General features: G+C 62.9%; 15 protein-coding genes. 9 read left to right on the forward strand and 6 right to left on the reverse strand.

Features of this window, described 5'->3' with window-relative positions:
• Positions 1-26: 26 nt before the first annotated feature.
• Complete coding sequence (locus J2X06_RS12005) at positions 27-1,439, reverse strand: mannose-1-phosphate guanylyltransferase/mannose-6-phosphate isomerase (RefSeq protein ID WP_310062721.1); 1,413 nt, start codon at positions 1,437-1,439, stop codon at positions 27-29.
• Positions 1,440-1,630: 191 nt separating this feature from the next.
• Between J2X06_RS12005 and J2X06_RS12010 the strand changes: the two genes are divergently transcribed.
• The 9 genes from J2X06_RS12010 (at position 1,631) to J2X06_RS12050 (ending at position 10,272) form a co-directional block, all read left to right on the forward strand.
• The gene (locus tag J2X06_RS12010) at positions 1,631-2,377 is read left to right on the forward strand and encodes an electron transfer flavoprotein subunit beta/FixA family protein (RefSeq protein ID WP_310062723.1); all 747 of its coding nucleotides are present in this window, start codon (positions 1,631-1,633) and stop codon (positions 2,375-2,377) included.
• The gene (locus tag J2X06_RS12015; RefSeq protein ID WP_310062725.1) at positions 2,377-3,318 is read left to right on the forward strand and encodes an electron transfer flavoprotein subunit alpha/FixB family protein; all 942 of its coding nucleotides are present in this window, start codon (positions 2,377-2,379) and stop codon (positions 3,316-3,318) included. Before J2X06_RS12010 ends, J2X06_RS12015 begins: the two co-directional genes overlap by 1 nt.
• A 103-nt stretch (positions 3,319-3,421) precedes the next feature.
• Positions 3,422-4,858, forward strand: coding sequence for a UbiA family prenyltransferase (locus J2X06_RS12020; RefSeq protein WP_310062727.1), 1,437 nt, complete (start codon positions 3,422-3,424; stop codon positions 4,856-4,858).
• Positions 4,858-6,150 carry an FAD-binding oxidoreductase gene (locus J2X06_RS12025; protein WP_310062729.1) on the forward strand — a complete coding sequence of 431 codons (1,293 nt, stop codon included), beginning with the start codon at positions 4,858-4,860 and terminating at the stop codon, positions 6,148-6,150. The genes J2X06_RS12020 and J2X06_RS12025 overlap by 1 nt, the downstream gene beginning before the upstream one ends.
• Positions 6,151-6,153: 3 nt before the next feature.
• Positions 6,154-6,885, forward strand: a complete 732-nt coding sequence (locus tag J2X06_RS12030; RefSeq protein ID WP_310062731.1) for an SDR family oxidoreductase — start codon at positions 6,154-6,156, stop codon at positions 6,883-6,885.
• Between the two features lie 13 nt (positions 6,886-6,898).
• The gene (locus J2X06_RS12035; protein WP_310062733.1) at positions 6,899-7,570 is read left to right on the forward strand and encodes a class I SAM-dependent methyltransferase; all 672 of its coding nucleotides are present in this window, start codon (positions 6,899-6,901) and stop codon (positions 7,568-7,570) included.
• Between the two features lie 35 nt (positions 7,571-7,605).
• The gene (locus J2X06_RS12040) at positions 7,606-8,550 is read left to right on the forward strand and encodes an NAD-dependent epimerase/dehydratase family protein (protein ID WP_310062735.1); all 945 of its coding nucleotides are present in this window, start codon (positions 7,606-7,608) and stop codon (positions 8,548-8,550) included.
• A gap of 19 nt (positions 8,551-8,569) precedes the next feature.
• Positions 8,570-9,877 (forward strand): NAD(P)/FAD-dependent oxidoreductase, encoded by a 1,308-nt coding sequence (locus tag J2X06_RS12045; protein WP_310062736.1) that lies wholly within the window; start codon positions 8,570-8,572, stop codon positions 9,875-9,877.
• On the forward strand, positions 9,874-10,272 hold the full coding sequence (locus tag J2X06_RS12050) for a GtrA family protein (RefSeq protein WP_310062738.1): 399 nt from the start codon (positions 9,874-9,876) through the stop codon (positions 10,270-10,272). The genes J2X06_RS12045 and J2X06_RS12050 overlap by 4 nt, the downstream gene beginning before the upstream one ends.
• Positions 10,273-10,290: 18 nt before the next feature.
• Here the strand turns inward: J2X06_RS12050 and J2X06_RS12055 are convergent, their stop codons facing one another.
• The 5 genes from J2X06_RS12055 to J2X06_RS12075 form a co-directional block, all read right to left on the reverse strand.
• Complete coding sequence (locus tag J2X06_RS12055) at positions 10,291-11,805, reverse strand: ArnT family glycosyltransferase (RefSeq protein WP_310062741.1); 1,515 nt, start codon at positions 11,803-11,805, stop codon at positions 10,291-10,293.
• 8 nt (positions 11,806-11,813) lie between these two features.
• Entirely contained in the window at positions 11,814-12,338 is a 525-nt protein-coding gene (locus J2X06_RS12060; RefSeq protein ID WP_310062742.1) for a hypothetical protein, read from the reverse strand.
• Positions 12,339-12,476: 138 nt separating this feature from the next.
• Positions 12,477-13,055, reverse strand: coding sequence for a hypothetical protein (locus J2X06_RS12065; protein WP_310062744.1), 579 nt, complete (start codon positions 13,053-13,055; stop codon positions 12,477-12,479).
• Positions 13,056-13,122: 67 nt separating this feature from the next.
• Entirely contained in the window at positions 13,123-14,040 is a 918-nt protein-coding gene (locus J2X06_RS12070; protein WP_310062746.1) for an NAD-dependent epimerase/dehydratase family protein, read from the reverse strand.
• A gap of 192 nt (positions 14,041-14,232) precedes the next feature.
• On the reverse strand, positions 14,233-15,093 hold the full coding sequence (locus J2X06_RS12075) for a class I SAM-dependent methyltransferase (RefSeq protein WP_310062748.1): 861 nt from the start codon (positions 15,091-15,093) through the stop codon (positions 14,233-14,235).
• Positions 15,094-15,116: the final 23 nt, after the last annotated feature.

The raw sequence follows: 15,116 nt of genomic DNA on the forward strand, positions 1-15,116 counted from the left end.
AGTGCACCGTCAGTAGCGAGCGCCCGTCAGGAGCGCCCGTACACGTCCTCGAGACGGACGATATCGTCCTCGCCCAGGTAACTGCCCGACTGCACCTCGATCAGCTCGACCGGCTCCGTGCCTCGGTTGCGCAGCCGATGCACGCTGCCCAGCGGAATGTAGGTGCTTTCATTCTCGTGCAGGTCGAACACCCTGTCGTCGCAGGTGACCTCCGCGACTCCCGAGACGACGATCCAGTGCTCGGCACGATGCGCGTGCCTCTGCAGGCTCAACGCCGCACCCGGCTTGACCACGATCTTCTTGACCTGGAAACGCGGCCCGACACCGATGGAGTCGTAACTTCCCCAAGGCCGGTAGACCTTGCGATGAAACAGGTGCTCGGTGCGTCCGGCCGCCTTGAGCCGGTCGACCACCGCCTTGACGTCCTGCACGCGGTCCTTGCGCGCGACCAGCGTGGCATCGGCAGTATCGACGATAACCAGGTCCTCGACTCCGATGGTGGCGATCATGCGCCGATCCGAGGCGCGCACCAGGCTGTCGCGCGTATCGACCGCGATCACATCGCCTTCGTAACGATTGCCGTCATCGTCGCGCTCGGCCACCGACCACAGCGACGACCACGAACCGATATCGCTCCAACCACAACTGACAGGAACGACCGCCGCGCGTTGAGTCTTCTCCATGACGGCATAGTCGATCGAGTCGCTGGGACTGGCCGCGAACGCTTCGCGATCGATGCGCATGAAGTCGAGGTCCGCCTTGGCCGAGGCATACGACGCCTGCGCCGCCTGCAGGATGGCGGGCGCGTACTTCGCCAGTTCGTCCAGGTAACGCCGCGCCTGGAACAGGAACATGCCCGAGTTCCATGCGTAGGTGCCCTCCGCCACGTAATGCTCGGCCGCGGCGACGTCGGGCTTCTCGACGAAACGCTGCACGCGGTAGCCGCCATCGCCCAGTCCGTCGCCGCGCAGGATGTAGCCGTAGCCGGTCTCGGCGTAGTCGGGGGTGATACCGAAGGTCACCAACCAGCCTTCCACCGCCAGTTTCGTCGCCGACCTCACGGCCGCACGGAACGCCGCTTCGTCCGCGATCAGGTGGTCGGCCGGCATCACCAGCAACGTGGCCTGTGGGTCGTTGGCCAACACGTGCAGCGCCGCCAACGCAATCGCCGGCGCTGTGCTGCGGGCCACCGGCTCCAGCAGGATTCCGCCGCTGGCGATCCCAATCGCCTGCAATTGCTCGCCGACCATGAAGCGGTGTTCTTCGCTGCATACCGTGACCGGCACCTGCGCCGAGGGCAACTTGCTGGCGCGCAGCACGGTCTCCTGATACAGCGAGTGGTCGCCCATCAGCTTCAGGAACTGCTTGGGCTGGTTCTGTCGCGACAGCGGCCAGAGCCGGGTGCCGCTACCGCCGCTGAGTATGACCGGGTGAAGCATCTGGACTCCGCTTGGGGATTGCGGGCGCAAGGGTACCGGATTGCCCTGGTTTCCACCCAAAAGTACGCCCGCGAGGGGCAATTCAGCTTGCCAATGCCCCTGCGTAGGGAGCGCCTCTCGGCTAGAATTGGCGGTTCTCGGCCTTGTCGGCCGCGCAACCCCACACGGCATCCCATAGGAACTCCCGAACGATGAAGATCCTCGTCGGTTACAAGCGCGTGGTGGACTTCAATGTCCGCATCCAGGTCAAGCCGGACGGCTCCGGCGTGGTCACCGACGGTGTCAAGCTGTCGCCCAACCCGTTTGACGAAATCGCCCTGGAAGAGGCTCTGCGCCTGCGCGACAAGGGCATCGCCACCGAGGTCGTAGTCGCCACGATCGCGCCGGCCGACGCCCAGGCCCACCTGCGCAATGGCCTGGCCATGGGCGCCAACCGCGCCATCCATGTCGTGTCCGACCAGCCGATCCAGCCGCTGACTGCCGCCCGCACGCTGCTCAAGCTGATCGAGAAGGAGCAGCCGGACCTGGTCATCCTGGGCAAGCAGGCCATCGACGACGACGCCAATCAGACCGGCCAGATGCTGGCGACGCTGTGGGGCCGTCCGCAGGCCACGTTCGCGTCCAAGCTCGAGGTCGCCGACGGCAAGGCCACCGTCACCCGCGAGGTCGACGCCGGACTGGAGACGCTGGAAGTCGACCTGCCGGCCGTGGTCACCACCGACCTGCGCCTCAACGAACCGCGCTTCATCAAGCTGCCGGACATCATGAAAGCCAAGAGCAAGCCGCTGGAGACCATCGCCTTTGCCGACCTTGGCGTCGACACCGGCGACACGCTCAAGAACACGCATTACGCGGCGCCGGCCAAGCGCAGCAAGGGCGTGATGGTGAAGGACGCGGCCGAACTGGTCGCCGCACTCAAGGCAAAGGGGCTGCTGTGATGAGCAAGGTACTGATCGTTGCCGAACACCTGGACGGCAAGCTCAACGCGTCCACCGCCAAGTGCGTGTCCGCTGCGCAGGCACTCAAGCCCGAGTCCATCGACATTGTCGTTCTGGCCGCCGATCCGGCTGCGATCGCCGCCGAAGCGGCGCAGATCGCCGGCGTGGCGAAGGTGCGGACCGTTGCCAATCCGGCCAACGCCAACGCCATTGCGCAAGTACTGGCACCGCAGGTCGCCAAGCTGGCCGCCGGCTACAGCCATGTGTTCGGCCCCAGCACCACGTTCGGCAAGGACCTGATGCCCTGCGTGGCCGCGCTGCTCGGCGTGGCCCAGGTGTCGGACGTGATGACCGTGGAAGGCAGCCACACGTTCAAGCGCCCGATCTACGCCGGCAACGCCATCATCACCGTCGAAGCGCCGGCCGATCATGCTGTGGTCGCCACCGTGCGCACGGCTTCGTGGCCGGAAGCGGCAAAGGGCGGCAGCGCCGCCGTGGAAGCCGTGTCGGTCGATGCCGCGCTGCCGTCGCACACTCGCTATGTGGAACTGGCCGCCGGCAAGTCCGACCGCCCCGACCTGCAGAGCGCCAGGCGCGTCGTCTCCGGCGGTCGCGGTGTCGGCTCGGCGGAGAACTTCAAGGTCATCTACGCGCTCGCCGACAAACTCGGTGCGGCGGTTGGCGCCTCGCGCGCCGCGGTGGATGCCGGCTACGTACCGAACGAGCTGCAGGTCGGACAGACCGGCAAGATCATCGCTCCGGAGCTGTACATCGCCGTCGGCATTTCCGGCGCGATCCAGCATCTGACCGGCATCAAGGACGCCGGTACGATCGTAGCGATCAACAAGGACGGGGATGCGCCGATTTTCGAGATTGCGGATATCGGGCTGGTGGGGGATTTGTTCGCTCTGCTGCCGGAACTGGAGAAGGCACTGGCCTGACGGGTACGCAAAGTTGTGGTGGGCATGGCCCACCATCGCCCCCTCGAAGGGCTTGATAGAGTTCAGCAGCGATTGGCCAGATAGGGCTGGGGGAGTGCAGATAATGGAACACGGTGACCACCCGCGTCCCGAAAGCGTGGCACTGTGCGTCGACCTCGACGGCACATTGTTGAAGTCTGACGTGTTGTACGAATCCCTGCTGGTGCTCCTGAGTGCGAATCCGCTCTACCTGATCCTGCTCCCGTTATGGCTGTTCAAGGGCAAGGCCGCGCTCAAGCACGAAATCGCATCGCGCGTCGAACTCGACCCGGCAACGCTGCCCTACGACGAACGGCTGGTCGCCCTGCTGAAGGAAACGCCGGTGCGCCCGCGTGTCCTGTGCACAGCGACCAACGCCAAGTTCGCGCATAGCATCGCGGAGCACCTGGGCGTGTTCGACCAGGTGTTGGCGAGCGACGACCGACTCAATCTCTCGGGGGCTCGCAAGGCTTCCGCCCTGGTTGATCGCTTCGGCGAGCGCGGCTTCGATTACGCAGGCAACGAAACCGTCGACCTGGACGTCTGGTCGCGCGCCCGCGGGGCATGGGTGATCAATGGCTCTAGCTCGCTCGCGCAGAGCGCGTCGGAAGTTACCCAGGTCGACCGACACCTGCCCGCGGCACGCGGCGGACTGAAGACCTGGATCAAGGCCATCCGCATCCACCAGTGGTTGAAGAACCTGCTGGTGTTCGTGCCGCTGCTGGCGTCTCATCGCTTCCTCGACGTCGGCGCCCTCACCTCTTCGGTCGTGGCGTTCCTGGCATTCGGGGTCTGCGCGTCCGGCGTCTACTTGCTCAACGACCTGCTCGATCTGCCTTCGGACCGTCACCATCCGCGCAAGCGCCTGCGTCCGTTCGCTGCCGGCACGCTGCCGCTGCTGCACGGGCTGTTAGCCGCGCCTGCGCTGACACTGGCGGGCTTTTTGCTGGCTTGGCTGGTGGGGCCACTGTTCGCGCTCGTGCTGGCCGGTTACTACCTGATGACGCTGGGATACTCGCTGCGTCTCAAGCGCGTGGTGATGGTCGACGTGGTCATGCTGGCAGGCCTTTACACGATCCGGATCATCGGAGGCGCCGCGGCAATCCACTCGGGCCTGTCGTTCTGGCTGCTCGCGTTCTCGATGTTCATCTTCCTCAGCCTCGCCATGCTCAAGCGCTACACTGAACTGGCGGCGATGCTCGCCAGCGGCCGTGACAAAGCGAGCGGTCGCGGCTATGAGGTGGACGACCTGCCACTGATCCAATCCTTGGGTGCGGCAAGCGGCTACTGCGCGGTGCTGGTGTTCTCGCTGTACATCAACAGCCCGGAGAGCCTGGAGCTCTACCGTCATCCGCAGGTGCTGTGGCTGATCTGCCCGATGCTGCTGTATTGGATCAGCCGTGCCTGGATCAAGTCGCACCGCGGCTTGATGAACGACGATCCGGTGGTGTTCGCTGTCACCGACCGTGTGAGCCAGATCTTGATCGTCCTGTGCGGCCTGCTGGTCCTCGGAGCCATCTGATGGCGTCGGGCACATCCTGGGGCAGGTATCCCGCCGTTCCAGGCCAGCGCGGCCTCGACCTGTTCGATCGCCACGCGCCGCTGCCCGCTTTCGAAGGCACCGCGCTGCCTTACGGAAACGGCCGCAGCTATGGCGACAGCTGCCTCAATCCAGGCGGCACGATTTTGCGCACGCGCAGGCTGGATCGCTTCATCGAATTCGATCCAGCCACCGGCGTGCTGCGCTGCGAGGCGGGCACCACGCTCTCGGAGATCATCGACCTGACCCTGCCGCAGGGCTGGTTCCTGCCGGTCACACCCGGCACGCGATACGTCACGGTGGGCGGTGCCATCGCCAACGACGTGCATGGAAAGAACCACCACTGTGCTGGCACGTTCGGCCACCACGTACTGGCGATGGAACTGCTGCGCAGCGACGGCCAACGGCACTTGCTTGCACCGGGCGCCCCGTTGTTCGAGGCGACTGTCGCCGGCCTGGGACTGACAGGGGTGATCACCTGGGCCAGCCTGCAGTTGCGTCGCGTGCCGGGCCCGTGGATGGAAGTCGAGTCGATCCGTTTCGACAACCTCGACGAGTTTTTCCACTGGTCGAAGCAGTCTGCCCCGTTGTACGAGTACACCGTCGCCTGGATCGACTGCATTGCACGCGGCAAGGCGCTCGGGCGCGGCCACTTCCTGCGCGCGGACCATGCTGCCGGCGACCATCGTCCGGTGCCGAAGCCCTCGCACCTGGTCATGCCCTTCGTTCCGCCGGTGTCGCTGGTGAACAAGCTGAGCCTGCGACCGTTCAACTGGCTCTACTATCATCGCCAACGGCAGACGCACCGCCGCGACTTCACGCACTACGCGCCGTATTTCTATCCGCTCGACGGCGTCGCGAACTGGAACCGCATGTACGGCCCGCGCGGCTTCCTCCAGCACCAGTGCGCGCTGCCGCCGGCGACCGCGCGCACGGCAGTCGCGGAAATACTCGTTGAGATCGCACGCAGCGGTACCGGTTCGTTCCTCGCCGTGCTGAAAGAGTTTGGTGGCCGCCCGTCGCCCGGCATGCTGTCCTTCGCCAGACCCGGCACCACGCTGGCGCTGGACTTCCCGAATGATGGGGAGGGAACCTTCCGGTTGCTCAACCGTCTCGACCGCGTTGTCGCGCAGGCGGGTGGCGCGATCTATCCGGCCAAGGACGCACGCATGTCGGGCGAGCTGTTCCGCCAAGCATTCCCGCGGTGGGAGGAATTCTCCCGCCTCGCCGACCCACGATTCTCGTCCGGCTTCTGGCGCCGGGTAATGGAGTAACGCATGCAGCGAGTCCTTGTCATCGGCGCGACATCGGCGATCGCCGAGGCTACCGCGCGGGTCTATGCCGCGCGCGGTGCCGCGTTGCACCTTGTCGGGCGCAATGACGCGCGCCTGGAACAGATCGCCGCAGACCTCCGGGTTCGCGGCGCGGCTGCCGCTAGCGTTGGCACGCTCAACGTCAATGACGACGCTGCGCATGCCGCTGCGCTCGATCACGCCTGGTCCGAGCTGGGTGGCGTGGACATCGTGTTGATCGCACACGGCACCCTGCCCGATCAGGCCCGCTGCGAGGCCTCTGTCGCCTACGCCCTGCACGAGTTCACCACCAACGGCACGTCCACGATCGCCCTGGCCATAGCCATCGCACCACGCCTCGAGCGCGGGGGCACGCTGGCTGTGATCTCCTCCGTCGCCGGCGACCGGGGCCGCGCCAGCAACTACCTGTACGGTAGCGCAAAGGCCGCGGTGACCACGTTCATCAGCGGCCTGCGCCAGGCCCAGAACGGCCGCGGGGTGAACGTCCTCACGGTGAAGCCAGGCTTCGTGGATACTCCCATGACCGCGGCGTTCAAAAAGGGGGCGCTGTGGGCAAAGCCCGACGCGGTGGCCAGGGGCATCGCGTCGGCCATCGACCGTGGCCGCTCCGTGGCGTATCTGCCTTGGTTCTGGTCTTGGATCATGCTAGTCATCCGACATATCCCCGAGACGATATTCCGCCGTTTGAAGCTTTAATCACGGAGCCGACATGGAACACATCAACACCAGCCTCGACCGCTTGTACCGCCATCGCTTCTCGGACAGTGAAGTTGCAAGCAAGAAGCGCATCTGGCAGGTGTTGTGTCGGCAGTACTTCAGCAAGTTCGTTCCGGCGGACGCGCGCGTTGTCGACCTCGGCGCGGGCTACTGCGAATTCATCAACCACATAGATGCAACCGACAAGATCGCAATCGACCTGAATCCGGACACGATGCGGTTTGCCGCGCCTGGCGTTCGGGTGATCAACGAATCCTGCACGAACGTCGCGTCCGTTCCCAGCGACAGTGTCGACGCCGTATTCATGAGCAACTTCCTCGAACACCTGCCGTCCAAGCAACTCGTCCTGGATACGCTGCGCGAAACCGCCCGCATGCTGCGCCCGGGCGGACGCGCGATCATCCTCCAGCCCAACATCCGCTTCCTGCCGGGCGAGTACTGGGACTACTTCGACCACCACACGCCCCTGACCGACCGCAGCCTCGTCGAAGCTGTCGTCCTCGCCGGACTGGAACCCGAGGAGGTGGTGCCTCGCTTTCTTCCCTACACCACCAAGAGCCGGCTGCCACAGGCTCCCTGGCTCGTCTCGCTCTACCTGCGCATCCCGCTGGTATGGCGCGTGCTGGGAAAACAGGCCCTCGTCGTGGCGCGCAAGCCACGATAACCACGACTCGCGTACGCGCAACCCACCAAGCCCCCATGACCCACAAGAACGACAAGATCGTGCTGACCGGCGCCGCTGGCCTGGTCGGCCAGAACCTGATCGTCGAGATGAAGGAGCGCGGCCACACGCACCTCGTCGCCATCGACAAGCACGCCCACAACCTGGAGATCCTCAAGCGCCTACATCCGGACGTTGAGACGATCCACGCCGACCTGGCCGAGCCTGGCGACTGGGAGGCCTCCTTCGCCGGTGCGGCCTGCGTCGTCCAGCTGCACGCGCAGATCACCGGCAAAACCCGTTCCCTGTTCGACCGCAACAACATCGACGCTACCCGACTGGTGCTCGCGGCCTGCAAGCACCATCAGGTGCCCTACCTTGTCCACATCAGCTCGTCAGTGGTGAACTCGATCGCGACCGACGACTACACCGATACCAAGAAGATCCAGGAAGCGATGGTGGTGGAAAGCGGACTGCGTCACTGCGTGCTACGTCCTACCCTCATGTTCGGTTGGTTCGATCCCAAGCACCTGGGCTGGCTGTCGCGCTTCATGGCGCGCACGCCGGTTTTTCCGATCCCGGGCGATGGCAAGTTCATGCGTCAGCCATTGTACGAACGCGACTTCTGCCGCTGCATCGTCAAGTGCATCGAAAAAGAACCCGAAGGCGAGGTGTACGACATCGTGGGCGACACGCGGATCGACTACGTGGACATCATCAAGACGATCAAGCGCGTAAAGGGCCATCGCACCCTGATCGTGCACATCCCGATCGGATTCTTCGCCTTCCTGCTTCGCGTGTTTGGGCTGTTCAGCAGAAAGCCCCCTTTCACCGCCGACCAGCTCAAGGCGCTATCGGCCGGAGACGACTTCAAGGGGGTGGACACCGCTGCGGTGTTCGGCGTAAAGCAGCATGCATTCGAGGCTGCTGTGCGTGAAAGTTATTGCGATCCCACCTACGGCCACATCGTGCTCAAGCGCTGAATCTTCATCCAGGCAGTCCATGACCAATTACAGTAAGAATTTCGCCATCGTCGGCGCCGGCCCAATGGGCTTGATGGCCGCCCTGCACCTGCTGGAACGGGGGCATAGCGTCGACATCTTCGAACGCGACGACCGCATTGGTGGCATGTCGGCCAGCTTCGATTTCGACGGGCTCAAGATCGAGCGCTACTACCACTTCGTCTGCAAGACCGATTACCCACTGTTCACGCTGATGCAGTCCCTCGGTATCCACGACAAACTCAAGTGGACCGACACGCGAATGGGCTACTTCTACCAAGGAAAGCTCTACAAGTGGGGCACGCCGTTCGCCCTACTCTCCTTCCCGAAGCTGGACCTGGTCAGCAAGCTCCGCTACGCCGTGCACGTGATGACCACCAAGCGCATCCGCGACTGGACCGCGCTGGACAAGGAGAATGCCACCACGTGGCTACGCAAGTGGCTCGGGCAACGCGGCTACGAAGTACTTTGGAAACGCACCTTCCACCTCAAGTTCTTCGAGTATACGGACAACCTTTCCGCGTCCTGGATCGGTACGCGCATAAAGCGAATAGCCCTGTCCCGCCGCAATCTGTTCAACGAGAGCCTGGGTTATATCGAGGGGGGTTCGGAAACGCTGCTCGAGGCGATGGAACAGCGAATCCGACAACTCGGCGGCCGCATCCATCTGCGCGCAGGCATCGACCGGGTGGTCGTCAAGAACGGGCGCGTCACCGGCGTGCTCGCCGGCGGAGAGACGCGGTCGATGGACGCGGTCCTGTCGACGGCGCCCATCCAATACGTGCCGGCAATGGTTCCCGACCTTCCGGCCGCGTTCGCTCAGCAAGTGCGCGCAGTGGAGAACATCCCCGTGGCATGCGTGATCCTCAAGCTGAAGCACGCTCTGACCGGGAACTTCTGGATGAATATCAGCGATGAGAACATCGCGATCCCCGGTGTCATCGAGTATTCCAATCTCAATCCAGGCACTAATGACGGCGAGCATGTTCTCTATGCGCCGTTCTACATGCCAAAGACGCATCCAAAATGGTCGAACACCAACCAGCAGCTGATCGATGAGGTGATTGGCTATCTCGGCAGGCTCAACCCGGAGTTCTCCCGCGAATGGGTGCTTGCCAGCCACTGCCACCGATACGATTTCGCCCAGACGATCTGTCCGCCAGGGTTCCAGGCGATGTTGCCGCCGATGCGCACACCGGTCGAAGGATTCTTTATGGCCGACACGGCGTACTACTATCCGGAGGACAGGTCCATTTCGGAAAGCGTCGAAGTCGGATATAAACTGGCGCTGGAAGCCCTGCAGCCGTGATCAGCACACGATTCATCCGGTTTCTTGCCGCCGGCGGCGTTGCCGCCGTGTTCAACTTCGGGTCCCGCATCGCGCTCAGCCAAGTCATGCCTTACGTGCCTGCCATCGCGGGGGCGTACTGCATCGGAATGACGACGGCCTTTATGCTCAATCGCCTTTTCGTCTTCGACGACTCGGGAGGTTCGATGGGGCACCAGGCAACGTGGTTCGTGCTCGTGAACCTGGCCGCCGTGGTGCAGACTATCGCGATGAGCGTGCTGTTCGCACGCTGGGTGTTCCCGGCCGTCGGCATGAGCTTCCATCCGGAGACGGTCGCGCACGCGCTTGGTGTCGCAGTGCCGGTCTTCACCAGCTACCTGGGCCACAAGCACATTTCCTTCCGATCGCGCGGCTGACATGGGCGGCTTATCCGCTCAGTCGTAGACCTCGCATCCCGCGACCAGGCTGCGGCGCCTGCCGGTCGCGTAGACCTCGGTGACCCGCTCCAGCGACGCGCGCTTGGCGACATCTTTCTTCAGCGTGCTCGGGCAGAGGACCAATGCCCCGACCTGAGTAGGACCAAATGCAGCGCGGGTGTCCACAACCTTGGCTATCACGTCAGAGGACAGCCAATCCGGAAGCATCACTGCCTTGCGCTCGGCGTAATAAGGAACGTCGGACGCCCAATCCAGACCAATGATCAGGACGGCCGATTCCGGTGCCGTGTTCGCACGCAGATGGCGGGCCAACTGAAGCGTGCGGCCGTTGGCCATGTCCTGGCGAATCATGGGGGCGAAATGCGATCCGACCCTGCCCCAGGAGAACGCGATCACCACCAGGACCGCCATCAGCGGCACGTAGCGTGCCCCGGGTAGCCGCTGCATCAACGACCAGATCGCTACGCCCACCAGCGTGGTGGCGCAGGCCATGTTCGCGTACTGGTAGTAGTCGTGCACGAAGTGCAGGTTGGTGAACACCAGAAAAGGCGCCAGATAGCCTGCCAGCAGGATCACTGCGGCGGCGCGGGTCGTGCGCGATGTCAGCGCTACCGCGACCGCGGTCAGGAATACCGCCGCCGACCCCAACCCATCCAACAGCGAACGCCCGAACACTACATCGATCCAGAATTTAGGATCCATCCGCTGGGCCAGCGTTCCATAGTTCCATGCGCCCAGCGCGGACGAGGTCAATTCCTCACCCCACATCGTCTGCATCTTCAGACCGTCGGTCACATGCAGCCAAAGCTTCAGGCACACCAGCGAGAACAGGACGGCGACACCCGCCACTGCGGTGACGCGGAGATTCCGCGCGTAGCCGGCCTCTTTTCGGCCGCTGTACCAAAGCCACAGCAGGCCGCAGAACACTACGAACGCGAATCCGAAGAACGTGGTCACCTTGACCAGGGCTGCCAGCACGGCCGATACCGTGGCGAAGACAGCCCAGCCCATCCGGAACGAGCGCAGGTATTCGGCCATCGACCAGACGAATGCAAGACTAAAGAACAGCGCGGTCGATTCGATCATGACCGCGCGGCTCCAGAACAGCATTAGCGGCGAACACAGCAGCATCGCCGCGCACGCCAAGGCCAACGGGCGTTCCCGCGTGAGCGCCATCGCGGTACGGTAGATCAACACCGCCGAACCGGCGAAGAAGCCCAGACTGACGATGCGTCCGGAATGATCGACACTCAGTTGCAGTACATGGCTCAGGCCGGCAACCAGCCACTGGTACATCGGCAGCTCAAACGGGATCGACCAGGGGAACCCAATCACCGGCGTCTGGTAAGCCAGCATCGGGCCGCCACGCAGCAGCCAGTAGGCCGACACCGCGGTCTGTGTCTGCCGAAAGGCGAAGGAGTCGAGTATCGGCTGCGACCAACTCATGGCCGTGAGGTAGCCCGCCATGACCATGCCATAAGCCAGCAGCACCAGACCCGCGATTATCCCCACCCGCCCCTTCATTGAAGCTGCACCTCACGGCCTTTGTCGCAAACATATGTACTGCCGGAGTCGGAAAACACCACGACCAGCCGGTACTTGCCGGGCGCCAGAGGGCCCAAGTCCATCGCCTGCTGGAAACCCGGGAGCGACCGATAATCCTCACCACGCGCGGCCATCACGTCCGGACGGGCCGACCACGCGACGATCTCCCGGGACCAGGTTTGAGCGCCATCCGCGCCGACCAGGCGCAATGACGCCTGGATGTCGGATCCGTGGGAGTACTCCGAATGTAGCCAGCCTCCAATCACTACCGTCTGGCGAACCGTTTGCAGCGGAACGTCCCCGAAGGCGACACCATCGACGGCCTCGATATTGCAGCTGCCCGGAGCTGGCTCCAAGGGCGCGGCCAGATCGGCTGAGGCCAGTGCGGCCACCGCGGTGGAGACTTCCGGCACTTGGATCGCCGGTTCGTTGCACGCGACCAATGCCATGGCCACGGCAACTGCCGTCGCCGCCGGCGGCAAGAAGGATCGAAAACTCATGTTACCCCAGGGTCTCTAGCCGGATGCTCGGCAACTTGCGCAGGTCGTTCCGGCATGGCACATCTTCATGCGTGCTCGTTCGACTTCGTGATTCAGCTGAAAGCTAGGGCCGGCAGTTTTGCCGCCGGCCTATGGAGATTACTTGCTCTTGACGTTCAGGAAGCCAACACTGAACCAGTCGCAGGTGGTGGAGTCGTTGCCCTGGTTGACGACAAGCTTGAGCGTCTTTGCAGCGCTCGTATCCACCGCGACCGATTCCACGTAGTTGCGGTCGACCGTAACTTTGCCCGTCTGGCCGTTGTCTAGCGCCCAAGTGAAAGCCACAACACCCGCTTCTGGTCGATCGTAGCAGTCCTTGCTCACACCGAGGTCGCTAATGAAGGGAGACAAGGTGACCGAGGACAGGCCTTTCACGTTGAACTCAGCCGAAGCGTCCTTGTCCATCGTGGGATGCATGAAGTAGCGGGATGTCGGCAATACATCGATCTTGTTGAGCGCATCCACGGTGGACAACAGCCTCGGCTGCATGATCTCCAGGCCCGCCTTGAGGTCCGCAGGGGCCGTCGGATCAACCTTTGCAGAGACAACGGGGGGGGTGCTGGCCGCGGCGGTTTCCGCCGGTGCGGCTACGGGGGCGGCCTCGGGTTGCTGCTGGTTGCAACCAGCCAGAATAGCGGCAACGGAAAACAGCCCGGAGGCCAAGAGGTGGTTCTTCATTACCAGTCCTTCAAACAATGTGAGTGGAGCATCAAACAAGGGGTGGCGCGCCAAATAGCGCGCGATACTAATTAGTTTGGAGCCAACGCGCCATCCGCGCGATTCCCTGATCGAACTCGACGACAGGCTGCCAATCCAGCTCGCGCCGAGCACTGCCGATGTCAAGGATGCTCACCGGCACGTCGAAGGCACGCCCGGGCTTGTACGCACGCACCGCCGTGCGCCCGGTGACGCGCTCTATTGCGTCAAGTACCTCATTCAGGCTCAGGCCCGCGCCCGATCCGATGTTAAGCACCGAGCCGGGCGCGCGATCAATGCAGCGCAGCATCGCGGAGACGACGTCCGAGATATGGATGTAATCCCGGACAACGGATCCATCGCCCCAGATCTCGACGCTCTCGTCATGCAGCACCTTGCCGAGAAATACCGCGACGGCGCCTTGGCTGGCATTAATTCGCTGGCGCTCACCGTAGGGATTGGATAAGCGCAGAACCGTGTAATCCAGTCCATGCAGGTGCCGGAACAGCTCGAGATACTTCTCGATCGCCAGCTTGGTGATTCCATAAGAGCAGATAGGGGTCGTTGGATGACCCTCTTCGATCGGCACATGCTGGGGCGTGCCATAAACGGTGCCCCCCGACGAGAGAAACACAACCTTGCGTACACCGGCCTCCACGGCGTGACCCAACATGCGCACCGTCGCGACCAGGTTGCTTTCCAGATCGAAGACGGGATCCGCATTCGACGACTTTGGCAACGTTGTGGAGATCAGGTGATAGCACACATCGCAGCCGCGAATCGCATCCGCCATCTCCCCCGAGTTCGCGAAGTCGCCCTCGATTATCTCGACCAGTGGATGGTCAGCCAGGTTGTCACGGGACATTTGCGGCCGATCGAACACTCTGACCTGATGCCCCTGCGATACCAGTCCATCAACCAGGTGCGAGCCGATAAAGCCCGCTCCGCCCAATACCAGGCAACGCATCTTCTTGGATTCTCGATGAGTCATTTTGCAGAGAATATTAGCCAATTGGCATCGGCGCTGCCATTGTTACCGACAAGTGTGATTTCCGTCATTGCCGCAAAAAATCGCTTTTCACGGCAACGTGCAGACCACGCCAAGGCACTCATTCCGGGGAAACTACGTCGACAAAACTCAGACAAAAACTTACCGCCCTCATGCTCTTTGTCGAGGCTTCAGCACTACGATGTCCTGGAAATCGTGAAGTGCTCCCTCACGATAATCGACGATCTCGAACCACTTCGACCAATGAGTGCGCACGTAGTCTTCAGGCACAAAAGTTATGCCGTACTCGAAAGGTTCCGATACCGCCTTGCCTTCGGCTAGTACGCCGTCTTCCCCGAGAGTAGTCAGGTGGCCGTGCTGAAGAATGAAGGCATGCTGGCCCTGGGCAAACCTCTCCCTTGCCGCCTGAAAACGCCCTTCGTCCACTTCGATCATCGCGCGGATCCGTGGCTCGTTGACCGCACGAGTCAGCGCGCGCGCGCCATGCACGGTCAGCAGCAATACGCCGTCAGGGCGGCACACCGTAGCCAGCGCTTCCAGAAACTGGTCCTGGCTTCGCTCAGTGAGGTGGGTAAATATGGAAATGGAAATTATCAACTCAAATTCGCCGGCGTCGAACGGAATCGGCGGCACCACGGTCGACAACTTCGCCTCCATGTAGTCCAGCGCGGCGGAGCACCACTCGACATGACGACGATCAATGTCGCAGCCCACGATTCGTCCCGTGTGGCCTTTGAACATCCGCGCCAAACGCCCGCATCCACAACCGAAATCGAGAACACTGGAATAATCTTGCAGGGGCTTCGGTGCCGCCTCTGAAAGTGCAACCCAGAAATCCGCGCCGTGCGCTGCAAAATCGACTTCGCTGGTCAGCCCGGTCGTATTCTGCATCAGTTCAGCAGGCGGGAAAGGACCGATGTATTTGCGAAGTTCGCTCCCCGGTAGAGCGCCGATCCGATTCAGCTGTGCCCACTCGGCAACCGACAATTGACAGCCCAAAGAGTAATCCATCGTGACCCCCGCCCCTAAATTAG

Source organism: Lysobacter niastensis (assembly GCF_031457115.1).
GTDB classification, from domain to species: domain Bacteria; phylum Pseudomonadota; class Gammaproteobacteria; order Xanthomonadales; family Xanthomonadaceae; genus Lysobacter_J; species Lysobacter_J niastensis_A.

Coding starts and splice junctions, on each gene's coding strand:
- J2X06_RS12070 (WP_310062746.1), bottom strand. CDS start 14,040: ATGCGTTGCCTGGTATTGGGCGGAGCGGGCTTTATCGGCTCGCACCTG.
- J2X06_RS12015 (WP_310062725.1), top strand. CDS start 2,377: ATGAGCAAGGTACTGATCGTTGCCGAACACCTGGACGGCAAGCTCAAC.
- J2X06_RS12030 (WP_310062731.1), top strand. CDS start 6,154: ATGCAGCGAGTCCTTGTCATCGGCGCGACATCGGCGATCGCCGAGGCT.
- J2X06_RS12075 (WP_310062748.1), bottom strand. CDS start 15,093: ATGGATTACTCTTTGGGCTGTCAATTGTCGGTTGCCGAGTGGGCACAG.
- J2X06_RS12010 (WP_310062723.1), top strand. CDS start 1,631: ATGAAGATCCTCGTCGGTTACAAGCGCGTGGTGGACTTCAATGTCCGC.
- J2X06_RS12065 (WP_310062744.1), bottom strand. CDS start 13,055: ATGAAGAACCACCTCTTGGCCTCCGGGCTGTTTTCCGTTGCCGCTATT.
- J2X06_RS12005 (WP_310062721.1), bottom strand. CDS start 1,439: ATGCTTCACCCGGTCATACTCAGCGGCGGTAGCGGCACCCGGCTCTGG.
- J2X06_RS12035 (WP_310062733.1), top strand. CDS start 6,899: ATGGAACACATCAACACCAGCCTCGACCGCTTGTACCGCCATCGCTTC.
- J2X06_RS12040 (WP_310062735.1), top strand. CDS start 7,606: ATGACCCACAAGAACGACAAGATCGTGCTGACCGGCGCCGCTGGCCTG.
- J2X06_RS12020 (WP_310062727.1), top strand. CDS start 3,422: ATGGAACACGGTGACCACCCGCGTCCCGAAAGCGTGGCACTGTGCGTC.
- J2X06_RS12045 (WP_310062736.1), top strand. CDS start 8,570: ATGACCAATTACAGTAAGAATTTCGCCATCGTCGGCGCCGGCCCAATG.
- J2X06_RS12025 (WP_310062729.1), top strand. CDS start 4,858: ATGGCGTCGGGCACATCCTGGGGCAGGTATCCCGCCGTTCCAGGCCAG.
- J2X06_RS12060 (WP_310062742.1), bottom strand. CDS start 12,338: ATGAGTTTTCGATCCTTCTTGCCGCCGGCGGCGACGGCAGTTGCCGTG.